We start from the raw sequence: 16,790 nt of genomic DNA on the forward strand, positions 1-16,790 counted from the left end.
AGGTGGTCGTGGCCTAGCGTCGGGAGCGTGATCGATGTCGTGCTGCCCTGCCTGGACGAGGCGGCCGCGCTCCCCTGGGTGCTGGGGCGGATGCCGCCCGGTTACCGTCCGATCGTCGTGGACAACGGCTCGACCGACGACTCGGCCCTGATCGCCGCCCGGTACGGCGCGCTGGTCGTGCGGGAGCCCCGGCGGGGGTTCGGCGCCGCCTGCCACGCGGGGCTCCTGGCGGCCACCGCGGACGTGGTCTGCTTCATGGACGCCGACGCGTCCCTGGACCCGCGCCAGTTGCCCCGCGTCGCGAACCCGGTGGACGCGGGGGAGAGTGACCTCGTCCTCGGTCGCCGCGTGGACGAGGCGCGCGCCCGGTCGGGTTCGGCCTGGCCCGTGCACGCGCGGCTGGGCAACGCCGTGCTCGCGTGGCACCTGCGCAGAGGGGCAGGGGTGCTGCTGCACGACCTCGGCCCGATGCGGGCCTGCCGCCGGAAGGCGCTGACAGACCTGGGGCTGGCCGACCGGCGCTTCGGCTACCCGCTGGAGATGGTGCTCCGGGCCGCGGCGGCGGGCTGGCGGATCGCCGAGACGGAGGTCGACTACCTCCCGCGCGCCGGGCGTTCCAAGGTGACCGGCACCGTCCGCGGCACGCTGCGCGCGATCGCCGACATGCGCGCCGTCCTCGCCGCCCACCGCCCCTGAGCCCGGACCCGAAGCGCGGGGGAGAGGCGTCAGGGGCAGCGGACGATCATGCCCGCGTACGAGAGGTTGCCGCCGAAGCCGAAGAGGAGCATCGGCGCCCCCTGCCGTACCTCCCCCCGCTCCAGCAGCTTCGCCAGCGCCAGCGGGACGCTCGCGGCCGAGGTGTTGCCCGACTCCACCACGTCCCTGGCGATGATCGCGTTGACCGCTCCCAGTTTCTGCGCGATCGGCTCGATGATGCGCAGGTTCGCCTGGTGCAGCACCACGGCGGCGAGGTCCTCGGGGGCGACGCCGCCGCGCTCGCACACCTGCCGGGCGATCGCGGGCAGCTGGGTGGTGGCCCAGCGGTAGACGGTCTGGCCGTCCTGGGCGAAGCGGGTGGGGGTGCCTTCGATGCGGACGGCGGTGCCGAGTTCGGGCGCGGAGCCCCAGACGACGGGCCCGAGCTCGGGCGTCTCGCAGGCGCTGACCACCGCCGCCCCGGCCCCGTCCCCGGTGAGGACGCAGGTGGTGCGGTCGGTCCAGTCGGTCACGGCGGTCATCGCGTCGGCGCCGATGACCAGGGCGTTGGTGGCGGCTCCTGCGCGGATGGTGTGGTCGGCGACGGCGAGCGCGTGGGTGAAGCCGGAGCACGACACGCCGAGGTCCATGACGGCGGCGCCGGGGACGCCGAGCCTGGCCGCGACGCGGGCGGCGACGTTCGGCGCGCGTTCGGTCTGCGTGCAGGTGGCGACCAGGACGAGGTCGATGGCGTCGGGGGCGAGGCCGCTGTTGGCGAGGGCCTTGGCCGCCGCGTGGACGGACAGGTCCGTCACGCTCTCGTCGGCCCCGGAGACGTGCCTGGTGCGGATCCCCACCCGCTTGGTGATCCACTCGTCGCTGGTGTCGACCATGGCGGCGAGGTCGTCGTTGGTCAGCACCTTGGCGGGCTGGTAGTGGCCGGTGGCGACGAGGCGAGATCCAGTCATGGCTTGCGACTATAGCAACCGAACGTTCGGACGCTAAAGTGGCCGCCATGAGCCCGCGTAGATCCGTGGCGGACGCCCTCGGCACCCGCGCCACCATCCTCGACCGCTGCGTCGGCCTCGCCTCCACCGAAGGGCTGGAGGGCCTGACGATCGGCCGCCTGGCCACCGAGCTGGGGATGAGCAAGTCGGGCGTCCTCGGGCACTTCGGCTCCAAAGAGGCGCTGCAACTCGCCGTCCTCGACCGGGCAGGCCAGGTCTTCCGCGCGGAGGTCTGGGAACGGGCGCTGCCGGAGCTCCCCGGGATGCCGAGGCTGCGCGCCCTCTGCGACGCGTCGATCTCCTACCTGGAACGCGGCGTCTTCCCCGGCGGCTGCTTCTTCACGGCGGCGGCGCACGAGTTCGACGGCAGGAAGGGCGCGGTCCGCGACGCGGTGCGGGCCAGGTTCGACGCCTGGCGCGGACGGCTCCGCAAGGAGACCCAGCGTGCCGTGGACGCGGGTGACCTGCCCGGCGACACCGACCCCGACCAGGTGGTCTTCGAGCTGCTCGGCATGCTCATGGCACTCAACCACGCCCTGCAACTGCACCGGGACGACCGGGCCCCCGCCCGTGCCCGCCGCGCCGTGGCGACCCGCCTCGGTCTGGCCGGGTTCTAGACGCATAGGGTGCTGCCATGTCGTCAGAATTCGTGATTTATCGGGCGTCGGTGGCCGACGGTGAGGCGGTGGGAGAGATCCACGCCGAGTCCTGGGCCGTGGCCTACAAGCCCTTCTTCGAAGCGGACTTCTTCGCCCAGGCGGTCGCGCACCGCCGCGCCAAGTGGCACGCGGTGCTCGCCCAAGCAACCCACGAACGGGCGCTGCTCGCCTCGAAGGACGGACGCCCGCTGGCCTTCTCCTACTTCGGCGCGTCGCCCGACCGCCCCGGCTGGGCCGAGATCTTCGGCTTCTACAACCACCCGTCAGGCTGGGGCACCGGCGTGGCGGTGCCCCTCATGGCCGCCACCCTGTCAGCCCTCCGCGAGGACGGTTACCGCCACGCGCACCTGTGGACCCTGCGCGACACGCCCCAGTCACGCAGGTTCTACGCCAAGACCGGCTTCACCGAGTCGGGCGAGCACAGGCAGCACGACTTCGGCAACGGCACGCTGATCGACCAGGTCGAGTACGAGACCGCGCTCTGATCGCTAGCCGGCCGACAGCTCCTCGAACAGCCGCAGGGCCGCCTGCCGTACCTCGTCGGGGGCGAGACCGTCGAGGGTCTGCCGCGCGTGGCCGGCGTCACGCGTCGTGGCCAGCGTGATGGCGACGGAGGTCGCCGCCGCGCGGTCGACGGATCCGGCGGGAGCGGCGTCGGCGAGTTCCTGCGCGCTCGTGGCGAGGTCGAGGTTGTCTCTCAACGGTTCTCCTCGGGTGTTGGCGGCTCGGGCCATTGCATCACCTGGAATCGTGCTCCATCCACCATTCGGTGAACTCACGGCACCGCCCGTCTGGGCCGAAACGGATGACCCACAGGTTACTGAACGTCTTGTCGGGATAAGTGGTGACACCCTGGATAACGCTGAGATCGTCGGCCACGCTCACCGGGTGCCAGGTGAACGTGGTCTCGCCAGGCTGGTCCTTGCGGGCCAGCCAGTTGGAGACGATCTCCTCCCGGCCGTGCCACGGCGAGCTGTACGGCTCGGTGAAGTAGACGGCGTCGTCGCTGAACAGCGCGGCGATGTCGTCCGGGTCGTTGGAGTTCCACGCCCGGACGTAGCCGTCGATCCACGCCGACGTCGCCGTCATGATGCCCGTCTACCCGCCTGAGCTGGCATTACGCCCCCGGAACGGCCAGTCCTGACTCGTAGGCGGCGATGACCGCCTGCACCCGGTCGCGCAGCCCGAGCTTGGTCAGCAGGTTGCTGACGTGCGTCTTCACGGTGTGCTCGCTGACCACCAGGGCCTCGGCGATCTCCGCGTTGGACAGACCGCGCGCGATGAGCTGCAGCGTCTCACGCTCTCTGGCGGTCAGGACGTCCAGCGCGCCGCTGGGACGGGCGACGGGACGCGAGGTGAACTCCGAGATGAGCCGCCTGGTGACCGTCGGGGCCAGCAGCGACTCGCCCGCCGCGACCACCCGTACCGCGTTGACCAGGTCGTCCCTGCGGACGTCCTTGAGCAGGAAGCCGCTCGCGCCCGCCCGCAGCGCGTCGTAGACGTAGTCGTCCAGGTCGAACGTGGTCAGCATGAGCACCCGGCAGCCGGTTTCCGCGCAGACGGTCCTGGCGGCCTCGATGCCGTCCATCCTCGGCATCCGGATGTCGAGCAGCAGGACGTCCGGCTGGTGCTCGCGCACCGCCGCGACCGCCTCCAGGCCGTCGCCCGCCTCCGCCACCACGTCGATGTCGGGCTGGGCGTCGAGGATCATCGCGAACCCGCCCCTGACCAGTTCCTGGTCGTCGGCCACGACGACGCGGACGGCCGTCATGCGCGCGCCAGCGGGAGGCGGGCCGACACGGCGAATCCGGGCCCGTCGGCGCGGGGTCCCGCCGTCGCGGTGCCTCCGCAGGCGGCGGCGCGCTCGCGGATCCCGATCAGGCCGTGCCCCCCGGAGGGCAGGTCGCGGGACGCGCCGCGCCCGTCGTCGGTGATGTCGATCACGAGGCTGTCGTCCTCCCAGATGAGCCGGATGTCCGCGCGGGCGGCGCCGGCGTGCTTGACGATGTTGGTGAGCGCCTCCTGCGCCACCCGGTAGGCGGCGACCGCGCAGTCGGGCGCGAGCGGGCGCGGCTCGCCCTCGACGGTGTAGCCGACCTCCAGCCCCGCGCCGGAGACCTGGCCGGCCAGCGCGGCCAGGTCGTCGATGGTGGGCTGCGGGGCGCGCGGGGCCTCGTTCTCCTTGAGTACCCCGAGCATCCGGCGCAGCTGCGTCATCGCGTCGCGTCCGGCGGCGGCGATGGCGTCGAAGGCGGCCTCGGCCCTGGCCGGGTTGCTCCTGACCACCACCGGACCCGCCTCGGCCTGCACCACCATCAGGCTGACCGCGTGCGCGAGGATGTCGTGCATGTCGCGGGCGATCCTGGCCCGCTCACGCTCGGCGGCGCGTTCGGCTTCCAACTGGCGCTCCCTCTCCAACTGCGCGGCACGCTCCTTCAGGGCGGCTGCGTGCGCTCTGGACGTGGCCGCCGCCCTGCCGATGGCGTACACGGAGAAGAAGAGCACGCTGCCGCGCAGGACGGTCGCGGACGAGCCCGCGACCAGGAGTCCGCCACCGATCGTCACGACGAGCAGGGTGGTGCTGATCCAGCGGGCGCGGGTGGCGGCGACCGTGTACAACGCGATCAGCGAGCCGTACCAGATGGGCTGGTCGGCCACGTGGTCGGCGAGGTCGTACAGCGCGCCGGCGCAGAGGCTGGCGATCAGTACGACCACCGGAGCACGGCGCCGCCACACCAGCGGCGCCGACGCCAGGACCGCGACCACGTAACCCCACCAGTCCCAGGGGATGTCTGCGGGGTCCTCGCGCGACAGCAGCGGCCAGAGCTGGATGAGCGCGACCAGCGCGGCGAGCGCCCCGTCCACCAGCAGGGGAGGGAGCGCTCGCGCTCTTCTCCGCAACACGGCGACAAGCGGCAGGTCAGGCACGTTGCCCCATCTTTCCGTATTTGTGCCCTTATGCATGGACGGAGGCGTGCCGGCCCGTCAAGGACCCCTGGCGGGCCAGGGGCAGGAAGGCGGCGAGCATGAGGAGCCCGCCCAGCGGCATGAGGTCCAGGCTGCCGAACGGCAGCAGCACCGAGAGCAGCACGGCCACCGGCACCCAGGCCGACACCTGCCGCCGCACGGCCAGCGCCGCGACCAGGACGACCAGGGCCAGATAGAACAGGATCGGCCCGGCGGTGTAGACGGCCACCGACACGCCCGGCACGGACTTCACCTGCTCGAACAGGGGCGCCATGGCGTCGTGGTCGGCGGCCATGAACCCGACGACGACGTCGATGGAGAACTGCGCGAACGCGCAGCCGATCCCGGCCAGCCCCACCGCCACGGCGGCGGTGGCCGGCACCGAACGTCCCAGCATGCGCCTCATTTCCCAAAATATCGGGACAAAGAGGACGAGGGCGGCGAGGAAGGCCAGGTGTCCGGCCGTCCAGGCAGGGCCGGGGCCCCGGCTGCCGTCGAGCCCGTCGACGATCCTCAGCACTCCGTAGGCCGTGACCAGCAGAGGGGCGGCGCGGTACTTCATGGGTTCTCCTTGGAGGGCGGGGTAGGGCTCCATCCTCGGGTTTTCCGGCCGCGAGGGGATCGCCGGAACAGGCGATCTCTCGCCTCCCTCTCAAGAGTGACCTCTCGTCCGCGGGGGCGATCCGGGCTCGGTCGGACATGCCGCCGCCGACAATCCGGAAGCGCTTGACAACAGATATTGTCGGTGGAATCGTCGGTCACGCAACAGAGGGCAGCACATGGAGGCGGTCATGCCACACGAGTTCGAGGTACGTCACGAAGTGACGATCAATGCCACACCCGAGGCGGTCTGGAAGGCGATCTCCGAAGGGCCGGGAATCGACTCGTGGTTCATGGGCCACACCGAGCTGGAGCCCCGCGAGGGCGGCAGGGGCTCACACACCTTCCCCGGCGAGGCCCCCTCCGGCTCGACGGTCACGGCCTGGGAGCCCGGCAAGCATCTCGCCTACCGCGGTGACCTGAACGAGGACGGCACGTTCATGGCCTTCGAGTACCTGATCGAGGGCCGCGAGTCCGGCAGCACCGTGCTGCGCTTCGTCCACAGCGGCTTCCTCGGCGGCGACTGGGAGGCCGAGCACGACGCGCTCAAGGTCGGCGACCTGCAGTACCTGCTCAAGCTCACCGCCTACGTCGAGCACTTCCCCAGCAGGCTCTCCACCCACAACATGTTCCTGTTCAAGCCGCAGGTGCCGGCCGAGCGCGCCTGGCCCGCGCTGGCCACCGCGCTCGGCCTGGACGGCGAGATCCGTCAGGGCGACAAGGTCACGATCGCCATCGAGGGCCTCGTCCCGCAGGACGGGGTCGTCGACTGGGTCGCCAGGCCGGGCGAGTTCGTCGGCGTCCGCACGGACGACGGCCTGTACATGTTCGTCCACGCCCAGGACAACGTCGTCGTCGAGCACCACGCCTACACCGACATCGACGGCGAGGCGTTCGAGCGGGCCTGGCAGAGCTGGCTCGACACGGCGCTGGTCTAGGAGGCGGCCTCGATGATGCCACGGACGGCCCGCGAGATGCGCTCGGCGGCGCTGTCAGGGTCGGGCCGTCCGGCGTCGAGCCATGCGATGACCCCCTCGACGGTCACCGTGAACGTCAGGCGGGCCGCCCAACCGGCCCAGACCGGGTCGGTGATCCTGGGCGCCAGCTGCCGACGGCCGATCTCGATCGACTCGGCGGCGAAGGCGTCGACGAGGTCGCGGAACTCCGGCTCCCGCGCCGCGTAGCGGAACAGCAGCCGAAACCCGTCGGGGTCGGCGGCGGCCGAGCGCACCAGCGCGGGGATCGTGCCCCTGCCGTAGTCGTCCGCCTCGCCCTGCGCGCGCAGTCTGGCCTCGGCGCGGTCGAGCACCGCGCGGTAGAGGTCGGTCTTGGAGTCGAAGTGGCGGTACAGGATCACCCGGCTGATGCCGGCTTCGGCCGCCACGTCCTCGAGGCCGGTCGCGGTGAAGCCGCTGCGGGCGAAGGCCCTGGTGGCGGCGTCGAGGATCTGCTCCCGCCGCGCCGCTCGCGGCAGCCGGACAGTCTCCATGCGGCCCTCCTCTTGTTAACTCCGAAATATACATTTAGCGTTGTTTATATGCGAGTAAACAACCTCCCCTTCGCGCGGACGGACCTGCTGCGGCCGGCGCCGCTGCTGAAGGAACTGCAGGCCGAAGGGCCTGTGCACCGCGTCAGGACCCAGGTGGGCCACGACGCCTGGCTCGTCACCGGTTACGAGGAAGTGCGCGCCCTGCTCTCCGACGACCGCCTCGGACGCTCGCACCCCGACCCCGAGAACGCCGCCAGGACCGGCAACTCCGCGCTGGCCGGCGGGCCCACCGGCGAGTACGACACCGAGGACGTCGACCACACCAGGATGCGGTCGCTGCTCCAGCCGCACTTCTCGCCCAAGCGCATGCGCGCCTTCCGTCCCCGTGTCGAGGAGCTCACCACCGTCCTCCTGGACGACCTGGAGGACCAGGGGCCGCCCGCGGACCTTCACCAGGCACTCGCGCTGCCGCTGCCGATCCTGGTCATCTGCGAGCTGCTCGGCGTCCCGTACGAGGACAGGAAGCAGTTCCGCGCCTGGTCGGAGGCGGTGGGCAACACCCGCGACCAGGAGCGCTCCATGGCGGGCCTGACCGAGCTCTACCTGTACGGCAAGAGCCTGGTGGAGCGCAAACGGCGCGAGCCGGGCGACGACGTGATCTCCCGCATGGCCGCGATGCCCGAGGCCCAGGATGACGACGAGATCGCCAGGATGGCCATGAACCTGCTGTTCGCAGGGCACGAGACCACGGTCGTGCAGATCGGCCTGGGCGCGATGTTCCTGCTGGCGGGACGCGGCCAGTGGGAGGCCCTGCTGGCGGACCCCGGCCTGATCCCCGGCGCGGTCGAGGAGATCATGCGGGTGCCCGGCCTGAGCGGGAGCGGCGGCATCACCAGGTACGCCCGCGAAGACATGGAGATCGGCGACGTCACCGTGCGAGCGGGGGAGCTGGTCATGCTCGACACCGGCTCGGCCAACCACGACGCGAAGGAGTTCGCCGACCCCGACCGCTTCGACGTCACCAGGGGGCCCACCCCGCACATGGGGTTCGGCCACGGCCCGCGTTACTGCATCGGCGCGCCGCTGGCCCGGATGGAGCTCCAGTCGGTGTTCACGCAGCTCATCCCGCGCTTCCCGGAGATGCGGCTGGCGGTGCCCGTCGAGGAGCTCAGGGTGCGCACCGACGCGCTGACCGCGGGCCTGCTGGCGCTTCCCGTCGCCTGGTGACGAGGTGAGCGGGCTCAGCTGAACCCCTTCCGGCGCGGACGTCGAGGACGCCGCGCCCGCTCCGACCTACGGGTGAAAGGAGCGAGAGATGAGATTCATGCTGATGATGCACCTGAACCCGCGGCTCTTCGAGTCGCTGACGGAGGCGCAGCGCGGGGAGGTGTACCGCGGCCACGAGGAGCTGATCAGGATCGTCACCGAGTCGGGCGAGCTGGTCAGCACGGTCGCCCTGGCCGACCCGGCGAACACGGTCACGGTGCGGGTCCGCGACGGAGCGGCGGAGACCGTCACGGGCCCCCACCGGGAGGACGAGGAGTTCGTCTGCGGCTACTACCTCGTCGACTGCGACAGCACGGAGCGGGCCGTCGAACTGGCCGCGCTGATCCCGGACGCCCGCTATGCCCCCGTCGAGGTGCGGCCCCTCATGCACGAGGGCGGCCCAGAGTAGGCGACGGCGCGTAGGCGACGGCGGGCTGCCGCGTCTCAACGGAAGAACGCCTCCAGGACGGGGGCCAGGGCCTCGGGCTTGACGATGTGCGTCTGGCCTTCCAGCGTGTGGTGCTCGGCGTCGGGCAGGACCTCGGCCAGGCTCCTGACGCCGTTGCGCATCCAGGCCGGGCTCTTGCCGCCGCTGATGGCGAGCGCGGGCACCTTGACCGACGACCACGTGCCGGCCGGGATCGGGGTGCCGCGCTCGTACCGGGCGACGAACGCGGCGTCGTACGGCAGCGTGTGCGCGACGGCCTTGAGGCCCGGCCAGGCGGGCATGAGGCGCATCATGGCCACCACGACGCCGGGCAGGCCGACACCCCTGCGCATGAAGTAGCGCACCGCGTCGGCACGCCGGCCTTCGGCGACCAGCCTGCCGAGCTGCTCGGTGTAGTCGGCGGGGATCGGCGGGCGGGTGCCGTCGAGCACGAACGGCGGCTCGTAGACGGCGAGCTTCTCGACGGGCACGCCGCTCTCGACGGCGTCCAGGGCCAGGGCCGCGCCCGACGAGATGCCGTACAGGCACACGGGCGCACCGGCCTCCTCCACCACGGCGGCGAGGTCCTCGATCTCGCGCTGCGGGGCGAACGGCGCGGTGTCGCCGCTCTCGCCGCGCCCCCGGCGGTCGTAGGTGTAGACGGTGAAGTGCCGCGACAGGGCTTGGGCCAGCGGTGTGTTCGGGCCGGAGGCCCGGTGGCAGAGCGCCCCGTCCACGAGGACGACTGCGGGGCCCTGGCCCACCCGGTCGTAGGCGATCGTGGTGCCGTCCGTGGAAGTGACGGTGCTCATGGCATTCCTCCTTGTCGGTGTGGGCTCAACCCTTTCACCGACAAAAATAATTGTCAAGGGTGGAGGTATTCGCTCGAAGTCCTATTCTGTAACAGAATGTGTCCTTTTGAATGCGGACAGTAGTCATTTGGATGCGGGTGGGGGCCGCGTTGAGTTCGGCTTTTCGTCCCGTTAATTAACGGCGAATAGCGCAACGGCGGCATTGACGGCGGTTTGCATCGCATTTACCCGTAATGACGGCGCCATCGACGGCGTGGCGCGTCGCGTCAAGTCTCATTCAACCTCGGCGGTATTCGCTGATTTATGGAGGAATAGGTGCTAGCGTCCGTTTTGTACGAAAGTCGCGCATGAGGAGGGAAGCAATGGTTACTCCATTCGCCTCAGCCGGTTTCTCGACATGGTGCGGCCGCGGCCGCTGCGGCGGCGGCTGTCGCCGTCGATGGGGTGGCTGCGGTGGCGGCTGCCGTCGATGGGGTGGCTGCGGCGGCGGATTCCGCCGGTGGCGGTGGTGGTGGTAGAAAGGTCGAACGAGAGTCGGCGGGTCACCCATCGGCTCTCGTTCTCTAACCCCGGAGACCAGCCGGCGCTCGCGCCGGCGGTCTCCGTCCGCAAGACCTTCAGCGAATTCTGGCCGGGAACGCGCGGGCTCCGCTGGCTCTTCGGGGCCGGAGTGGTGCTCGCGGTCGTGGCGGCCCTGTGTGAAGTCGCCGCGATCGCCCTGTTCGGGCGCATCACCGACGAGGTCCTCGCCAAGGGGGACCTCGGCGCGTTCTGGACGCCGGCGCTGGCCTGGCTCGGCCTCGCCACCCTCGCGGGAGTGGTCTCGTTCGGCGGCGCCTACGCCACGGCGCTCGGCGCGGAACGCTTCCTGCTCCGGCTACGCGACCGCGTCTTCGCCCATCTCGAGACGCTGACGCCCGACTTCTTCGACAACCGGCGCCTCGGTGACCTGATGGCCAGGCTCACCGACGACATCGAGGCCATCGAGCAACTCGTCGGCTCGGGGCTGGTCAAGGCGCTGACGACCGTCGCCAGCGTGGTGTTCTTCGCCGGAGCCGCCTTCTACATCCGCTGGGACCTCGCCCTGGTGACCATGGCGTTGGTCCCGCTGTTCCTGCTCGTGTCGAAGTTCTTCGCCTCCAGATTCAGGACGGCCGCCGCCAGGGAGCGCTTCAGCAACGGCAGCATGAACAGCGTCATCGAGGAGGGCCTGGCCAACCAGTCCCTCGTCCAGGCGTACAACCGCCAGCAGGCGGAGGCGCGGCATCTGCACCGGGAGGGCCGCAACTGGTTGCGTGCCAACCTGACCCAGGCGTGGCTGGCGGGCATGTACAGCCCGGCCGTGCAGATCCTGGAGACCGTCTGCCTGATCGTCATCCTGGGCTTCGGCGCCTGGGAGATAGCGCAGGGCCGTCTCACCATCGGCGGCCTGCTCGCCTTCGCCGCGTACCTCGCCTACCTCTACCCGTCCGTCCAGAGCCTGGGAGAGCTCGCGCTCACCGTGTCCCAGGCGGCGGCGGGATCCGACCGCGTGATGGAGGTCCTGCGGGCCGAGCCCGCCGTGAAGGACCGTCCCGACGCCGTGCCGCTGGCCGGACGCAGCAGCGGGCGCGTCGAGTTCGCCCAGGTCGGCTTCACCTATCCGAACCGCAGGCGGCCGACACTGCAGAAGGTGTCGTTCACCGTCGAGCCGGGCGAACTGGTCGTCTGCACGGGTCCGAGCGGCGTCGGCAAGTCGACGCTGGCCAAGCTCCTGCTCCGGTTCTACGAGCCGACCACCGGCGCCGTCCTGCTGGACGGCGTGGACATCCGCGGCCTGACGCGGGAGTCGCTGCGCGCGAACATCACCGTGCTGCACCAGGAGAGCCTGCTGTTCTCGGGCACCGTCCGCGACAACATCGCCTACGGTCGGCCCGAGGCCACACTGGAGGAGGTCCGCGAAGCGGCGATCCTCGCCGACGTGGACGACTTCGTCTGCGCTCTGCCACAGAAGTACGACACGCCGATCGGCCAGCGGGGCAGGCTGCTGTCGGGCGGCCAGCGACAGCGCCTGGCCATCGCCAGGGCGATCCTGCGGGACGCCCCGGTGCTCGTCCTCGACGAGCCGATGACCGGCCTGGACGAGGAGACGGCCGCGCGCATCATGGAGCCGCTGCGGCGGCTCATGTCCGGCAGGACCACGATCCTGATCACCCACGACCTCAGACACGTTCCCGACACCGCCCGCCGGGTCGAGCTGCGACCGGTGCAGCCGAGGATCCCGCGGATCAGACTCAAACACGGGCCACCCGTGACGGCGTGACCAGGTAGCGGGCTCGACATGCCTTCGGGCAGGAGCCCGCTTTCCTGCGCTTTCTTTCTGGCGAGAGCGGCCGTTTATCGGCTGTGCCGTCCGACGTCGATGAATTTCTCGACAAAACGCGTTTGTGTGCATTCGTGGTGTTTACTCGGGTTTATTCCGTGCGTATAACCTCGCCAGCAATAGTTCCGAATGCCGTTTCTCGTGCATGTTCGAACGGCAGGCGGGCGCGGACGACGCGAAGATCGGTGTCCGCGCGCCTGGGCTGCATGTCCCTGATCGGTGGAGGGAGAACACACGTCTCTCGGTTCCGGACGGCGTATCGCGAGGGCTCTGGCCGCCGTCGGGCATAGAACAGGAAGACCGTTGAATCTGCAAATGTCAGGCCATTGTTACTCGGGCCGGCTGGGCGGGACAGGCGGAAAGGCGTCATTCATCGGCTCCTTCGAGGCGGAGCCGGGTGCGCTGGGCCGCGAACGACGGCGCGGCCACGGTGGTCACCGCGGCGCCCGCGGCGGCGCCGATCAGCGCGCGACGGCTCACGGGGGAGGAGTCCTGACGCATCGTGCTCCTTCGGAAGATCAGCCCAGCGACAGCCGGTCCAGGTCGGGTGCGGCCGCCGTGTCGTTGTGGATCTTGATCGTGTTGGCCCCCGCCCGCAGCGTGACCGGGACGGACATCGTGTACGGGGTGTTGTTGCCGACGCCGCTCACCTTCACCTCGACCGGCGTGCCGTCGTTGACGGTCACGAAGAACGAGCGGTCGCCGTTGACGGTGAAGTCGACGAAGAGCGTGTACTCGCGGGCCGTGTCGACGGTGACGTTCTCGAACAGCACGGACGCGTCGGGGCTACCGCCCAGGTTGCGCACCTTCTGCCCGCCCGAGCACGGCGAGCAGTTCGTGATACCCGAGCTGCCGAGCCGGTTGCGCGAGTCCTCGGCCTCGCGGACGAACACCCGGTCGGCAGGGCGCGTCCGCACCCGGAACTGCCTGGTGACCTGGTTCGGGCGTCCCAGCACCTGGAACGACGCGGTGATCGGGATGTCGGCCGGGCCGGCGTCCCGGCCAGGAGGCGAGGTGAGGGTCCAAGAGCCTTCCAGCGTCTGCCCGAGCCGCAGCGTGGCCGCCGTCACGGCCGGGCCCTCGACCGTCCAGCCCGCCGGCGCCACGGGGGCCAGGTTGACCTGGTCGAGCGCGTCGTCGACGTCCAGCCGCAGCTTCGCCGACACCTTGAGCGACTGCTGGCCGGGGCCGACCCACTGCAGCCCTGACGGGTCCACGGTCATCGTCGTCTTCGGGACGTCCGACGCCGGCGGCAGCGGCGCGACGGCGATCCGGTCGAGCCCCGGGCCGCGCTCGGCCGTGCTGGACAGCGTGATCGTGTTGGCGCCCGCGAGCAGCGGCACGGCCACGGCTGTGGCGGCCGGAACGTCCGGGTTGTCGCCGGTGATGGGCACCTCCACCGGCGTCGCGCCGTTGACGCTCACCGCCAGGGACGTGGCCGTAGCCGCGGTGTGGTCGAGTTCGAGCCGGTACGTCCCGGCCTCCGCCACCGTGACCTCGCGGTAGGTGACCGCGTTGCGCGCGCCGCCGCCGAGCCCCGTCACCCGGGCCAGGCCGGAGCACGCCGCGCACAGGTCCAGGCGGGCCGAGCCGCTCCTGGACTGCCGCTCAGCCTCCAGCGGCATGGCCGTCCCGAGCGACACCGGGTAGCCCGACGCCACCCCGATCTCGTCGATCTGGAGCTCCTGGTAGAAGTGGGGCGCCTGCGGGCCGGCCCACGTGTTCAGCACCTCCAGCTTCACGTACCGGGCCCGCTGCTCGCCCAGGTCGACGAACTGCACGCCGCGCGCGCTGCGCATCGCGCCGGTGCGCACCGGCTTGCCCCACCGCTTGCCGTCGTCGCTCACGTAGACCCGGTAGTCCTTGATCCGCGCCGAGTCCTCGGGACGGCCGAACGTCTCCCGCGCGTACGTCGGCGACCACTCGCGCTGGTTGACCGCGAGGTAGGCCGCCTTCCTGGGCTTGCCGAGGTCCAGCGTCAGCGACACGGGCAGCTTGGCGTCGGCGTCCCAGTAGTCCTGGAAGCCGCCGTCCACCAGCGCGCTCGCCGGATGCCCCGCGCGGGAGGACGACGCGGTCGCCTTCAGCGTGGACTGGTCGTAGAAGTGCTGTCGGCCGGACGTCTCGACCTTGAACACGGTGTCGTAGGCGTCCCACTTGGTGATGCCGAGGATCGTCAGGGAGCCGCCGGACTGGGAGAAGCGCATCCGCTCGCCCGTGCGCAGGTCCGTCACCTTCGTCACGTGGTAGCCGTTGTCGCGCAGCCGCACCAGATCCGTCCGCGGCCTCGTGACCACGTGCACGTACTGGACCTTCGCGCCCCGCTCCACGGTGACCACCCCGTGCGCGCCGTCGTTCCAGAAGCCCGGCTGCATGCCGCCGTACATGTAGCCGCCGCCCTCAGTGCCCTGCAGCGACGACCGGATCGGCGGCACCCATCCGGCCATGAAGTCGTTGAACTGCTCCTGCTGCGGCGGGAACCGGCCGTTCACCATCGGCGTCTCCGCCATCAGCGACTTCATGGACGAGCCCGCGTTCGTGACGTACCGGCCGGTGCTGAGCCGGAAGTCGACCGGGTGGCTGCCGCCGTCGTACCACCAGTCGCCGGTGGTCGGCAGCTTGTAGTCGGCCTCGGTCAGGCGTGGCATCGGCGTGAACGCCGCCTGCGGATAGTCGTAGGACGGCGTCATGCCGGTCTTCTGCTCGTTGCTGACCGTGTCCATGATCGGGGTGTCCTCGTTGTTGTTGCTCAGCAACCAGGACGGGCGCCTCTCCCGGATCTGCTCGTAGAGCCGGTTCTGCTCCCAGTACTCGTTGTCGTTGTCGATCCAGAACCCGGCCAGGTCCGGGTAGTCCTCCATGACCTCGACGAACAGGTCGTAGCTGAACTGGCCGAAGCCGTTCCTGGTGGTGAGGTCCACCTGCCGGCCCTTGTACGCCGAGTAGGCGGCGGAGTCGAGCGTCTCCACGCCCTGCTCCTTGTGCCACTGCGGGTCGTCCGTCATGTAGAGGATGACCCGCACGTCCTTCGCCTTCCCGGCCTTGACCAGCTCGCCGAGCAGGTCGCGCCGCGTGGCGCAGCTGCCCGGGATCTTCGACGGCCACGGGCGCGCGTAGCCGAGCCTGCTGTGGAAGGTCGCCAGCACGATGTAGGACGCGCCCAGCTTGCGGGCCTCGTCCACCCAGTAGTCGGGGGTCCAGCCGCCCTCGGTGACGTCCCGCTCCCAGGCGGCGCAGTCGAGGTGCCTGGGCGCGGTGAACATGCCCCAGTGCAGGAACAGGCCGGCTGTGGAGTTCCGCAGCCACTGCTGTCGCGGGTGTTCGACCTCGGCGGTGGCGACGGTCGCGGTCAGGGTCGCGGTCAGGGCGAGGAGAAGGGCGAAGCAGACGGAGAGGGCTCTGGAGGGGGTGCGGCGCTGCATGGCGATCGCTCTCTCGTTGGGCTGACTGGGGGGTTGGTGCCAACAAGACTGATCTCTTCAGACATCCGATGAATACATCAGCTGTGATCGCGAGTCAACCCGCTTGCTCTAGAATGGGGGGAACTCATCGGATGACTTGCGTCGCCGTCGGGACGGGTGTGGGGTTGGCAGTCCGGCCGACCTCTGGAGGGCTGAACCAGCATGCGCCACCTCGGCATCCTCGCCCACAGCACGGAGGGCGCGGCGCTCTGCTTCCTGACCTATTGCCAGGAGGGTTTCCGCAGGCTCGGCCGCCACGACCACCCCGACGTGACGCTCGACTACATCGCCTTCGGCCGCAGCATGCCCGCCTGGGACGCGGGCGACCACGACACCGTACGGGCGACGCTGGCGGTCAGCGTGGACCGCCTCGCCCGCGCGGGCGCCGACTTCTTCGTCTGCCCCGACAACACCGCCCACCTCGCCCTCGAACGCCCGGGGCCCGACCTCGCCCTCCCGGGCCTGCACCTGCCCGAGGTGGTCGCGGATCAGGCCGCGCGCGACGGCCGTACCCGCGTCGGCGTGCTCGGTACCAGGTACACCATGGACGGCCCCCTCTATCCGCGCGCCTTCGCCGACCGGGGCATCGCCGCCGAGCTCCCGGAGCCGGACGAGCGGCACACCATCAACAGGATCATCTTCGACGAGCTGGTGAACGGCGTTTTCACCGAGAGCTCCCGCCGGGAGTACGTCCGTGTCATCGACGGGCTCGCCGCGCGCGGCTGCGACGCCGTCGCCCTGGTGTGCACGGAGATCCCGCTCCTGGTGACACCGGACGTCTCTCCGCTCCCCACCCTGGACTCGACCCGCCTCGGAGCGACGGCCGCCTACGACGTCGCGGTCGGCGCCCGCCCCCTGCCGACCTGGCGAGGCGGCCCGCCGACCCCCTGACGGGCGACGCCCGCCTTTACGTAGGCGCTTACCGAGGGTGTTTAACCTGGTTTACCTACCGGTAGTGTTGCTTGATCGCGACGTGCGATACGTTGGGGAGGGTGATGACCGACATACCCGACATCCGTGCCGTCCGACCGTCCCGACGTCCGG

The 16,790-nt window shown here is 70.5% G+C and carries 18 protein-coding genes; 8 read left to right on the plus strand and 10 right to left on the minus strand.

Translation table 11 applies throughout. The annotated features are described in order from the left end of the window. The first annotated feature begins 27 nt into the window (after window positions 1–27). Window positions 28–696 carry a glycosyltransferase family 2 protein gene (locus tag ABT294_RS21870; protein WP_350807975.1) on the plus strand — a complete coding sequence of 223 codons (669 nt, stop codon included), beginning with the start codon at window positions 28–30 and terminating at the stop codon, window positions 694–696. Window positions 697–725: 29 nt separating this feature from the next. On the opposite strand, the gene ABT294_RS21875 is transcribed toward ABT294_RS21870, so the two are convergent. Next, entirely contained in the window at window positions 726–1,664 is a 939-nt protein-coding gene (locus tag ABT294_RS21875) for a beta-ketoacyl-ACP synthase III (protein WP_350807977.1), read from the minus strand. Window positions 1,665–1,711: 47 nt separating this feature from the next. Between ABT294_RS21875 and ABT294_RS21880 the strand changes: the two genes are divergently transcribed. Together ABT294_RS21880 and ABT294_RS21885 are read left to right on the plus strand one after the other, a co-directional pair. After that, complete coding sequence (locus ABT294_RS21880) at window positions 1,712–2,320, plus strand: TetR/AcrR family transcriptional regulator (RefSeq protein ID WP_350807979.1); 609 nt, start codon at window positions 1,712–1,714, stop codon at window positions 2,318–2,320. A gap of 17 nt (window positions 2,321–2,337) precedes the next feature. Beyond that, on the plus strand, window positions 2,338–2,847 hold the full coding sequence (locus ABT294_RS21885; RefSeq protein WP_350807981.1) for a GNAT family N-acetyltransferase: 510 nt from the start codon (window positions 2,338–2,340) through the stop codon (window positions 2,845–2,847). 3 nt (window positions 2,848–2,850) lie between these two features. Here ABT294_RS21885 and ABT294_RS21890 read toward each other — a convergent pair whose 3' ends face one another. Genes ABT294_RS21890 through ABT294_RS21910 form a run of 5 tightly spaced genes read right to left on the minus strand, consistent with a single transcriptional unit; the run spans window position 2,851 to window position 5,891 of the window. Continuing rightward, on the minus strand, window positions 2,851–3,063 hold the full coding sequence (locus tag ABT294_RS21890; protein ID WP_350807983.1) for a hypothetical protein: 213 nt from the start codon (window positions 3,061–3,063) through the stop codon (window positions 2,851–2,853). Between the two features lie 37 nt (window positions 3,064–3,100). Next, window positions 3,101–3,451 (minus strand): YybH family protein, encoded by a 351-nt coding sequence (locus ABT294_RS21895; protein WP_350807985.1) that lies wholly within the window; start codon window positions 3,449–3,451, stop codon window positions 3,101–3,103. 28 nt (window positions 3,452–3,479) lie between these two features. Next, window positions 3,480–4,133 (minus strand): response regulator, encoded by a 654-nt coding sequence (locus ABT294_RS21900; RefSeq protein WP_350807987.1) that lies wholly within the window; start codon window positions 4,131–4,133, stop codon window positions 3,480–3,482. After that, window positions 4,130–5,290, minus strand: a complete 1,161-nt coding sequence (locus ABT294_RS21905; RefSeq protein ID WP_350807989.1) for a sensor histidine kinase — start codon at window positions 5,288–5,290, stop codon at window positions 4,130–4,132. Before ABT294_RS21905 ends, ABT294_RS21900 begins: the two co-directional genes overlap by 4 nt. Before the next feature lie 28 nt (window positions 5,291–5,318). Further along, window positions 5,319–5,891, minus strand: coding sequence for a hypothetical protein (locus ABT294_RS21910; protein WP_350807991.1), 573 nt, complete (start codon window positions 5,889–5,891; stop codon window positions 5,319–5,321). Window positions 5,892–6,120: 229 nt separating this feature from the next. Between ABT294_RS21910 and ABT294_RS21915 the strand changes: the two genes are divergently transcribed. After that, entirely contained in the window at window positions 6,121–6,867 is a 747-nt protein-coding gene (locus tag ABT294_RS21915) for an SRPBCC family protein (protein WP_350807993.1), read from the plus strand. Here the strand turns inward: ABT294_RS21915 and ABT294_RS21920 are convergent. Further along, the gene (locus tag ABT294_RS21920) at window positions 6,864–7,418 is read right to left on the minus strand and encodes a TetR/AcrR family transcriptional regulator (RefSeq protein WP_350807995.1); all 555 of its coding nucleotides are present in this window, start codon (window positions 7,416–7,418) and stop codon (window positions 6,864–6,866) included. The genes ABT294_RS21915 and ABT294_RS21920 overlap by 4 nt on opposite strands. A 48-nt stretch (window positions 7,419–7,466) precedes the next feature. On the opposite strand from ABT294_RS21920, the gene ABT294_RS21925 reads away from it, so the two are divergent. Continuing rightward, window positions 7,467–8,645: a cytochrome P450 gene (locus ABT294_RS21925; RefSeq protein WP_350807997.1), complete on the plus strand. Its 1,179-nt coding sequence runs from the start codon at window positions 7,467–7,469 to the stop codon at window positions 8,643–8,645. Window positions 8,646–8,733: 88 nt separating this feature from the next. After that, complete coding sequence (locus ABT294_RS21930) at window positions 8,734–9,093, plus strand: YciI family protein (protein WP_350807999.1); 360 nt, start codon at window positions 8,734–8,736, stop codon at window positions 9,091–9,093. A 35-nt stretch (window positions 9,094–9,128) separates the two neighbouring features. On the opposite strand, the gene ABT294_RS21935 is transcribed toward ABT294_RS21930, so the two are convergent. After that, window positions 9,129–9,923 carry an alpha/beta fold hydrolase gene (locus ABT294_RS21935; RefSeq protein WP_350808001.1) on the minus strand — a complete coding sequence of 265 codons (795 nt, stop codon included), beginning with the start codon at window positions 9,921–9,923 and terminating at the stop codon, window positions 9,129–9,131. Window positions 9,924–10,320: 397 nt separating this feature from the next. On the opposite strand from ABT294_RS21935, the gene ABT294_RS21940 reads away from it, so the two are divergent. After that, entirely contained in the window at window positions 10,321–12,225 is a 1,905-nt protein-coding gene (locus ABT294_RS21940; RefSeq protein ID WP_350808003.1) for an ABC transporter ATP-binding protein, read from the plus strand. Window positions 12,226–12,651: 426 nt separating this feature from the next. Here the strand turns inward: ABT294_RS21940 and ABT294_RS21945 are convergent, their stop codons facing one another. Next, window positions 12,652–12,786 (minus strand): hypothetical protein, encoded by a 135-nt coding sequence (locus tag ABT294_RS21945; protein ID WP_350808005.1) that lies wholly within the window; start codon window positions 12,784–12,786, stop codon window positions 12,652–12,654. A gap of 17 nt (window positions 12,787–12,803) precedes the next feature. Beyond that, window positions 12,804–15,707 (minus strand): alpha-L-fucosidase, encoded by a 2,904-nt coding sequence (locus ABT294_RS21950; protein WP_350808007.1) that lies wholly within the window; start codon window positions 15,705–15,707, stop codon window positions 12,804–12,806. 201 nt (window positions 15,708–15,908) lie between these two features. Here ABT294_RS21950 and ABT294_RS21955 point away from each other — a divergent pair, with 201 nt between their 5' ends. Beyond that, window positions 15,909–16,637: an aspartate/glutamate racemase family protein gene (locus ABT294_RS21955; protein ID WP_350808009.1), complete on the plus strand. Its 729-nt coding sequence runs from the start codon at window positions 15,909–15,911 to the stop codon at window positions 16,635–16,637. The last annotated feature ends 153 nt before the right edge of the window (window positions 16,638–16,790 follow it).

The organism is Nonomuraea sp. NPDC000554 (assembly GCF_040300065.1).
Classification (GTDB): Bacteria; Actinomycetota; Actinomycetes; order Streptosporangiales; family Streptosporangiaceae; genus Nonomuraea.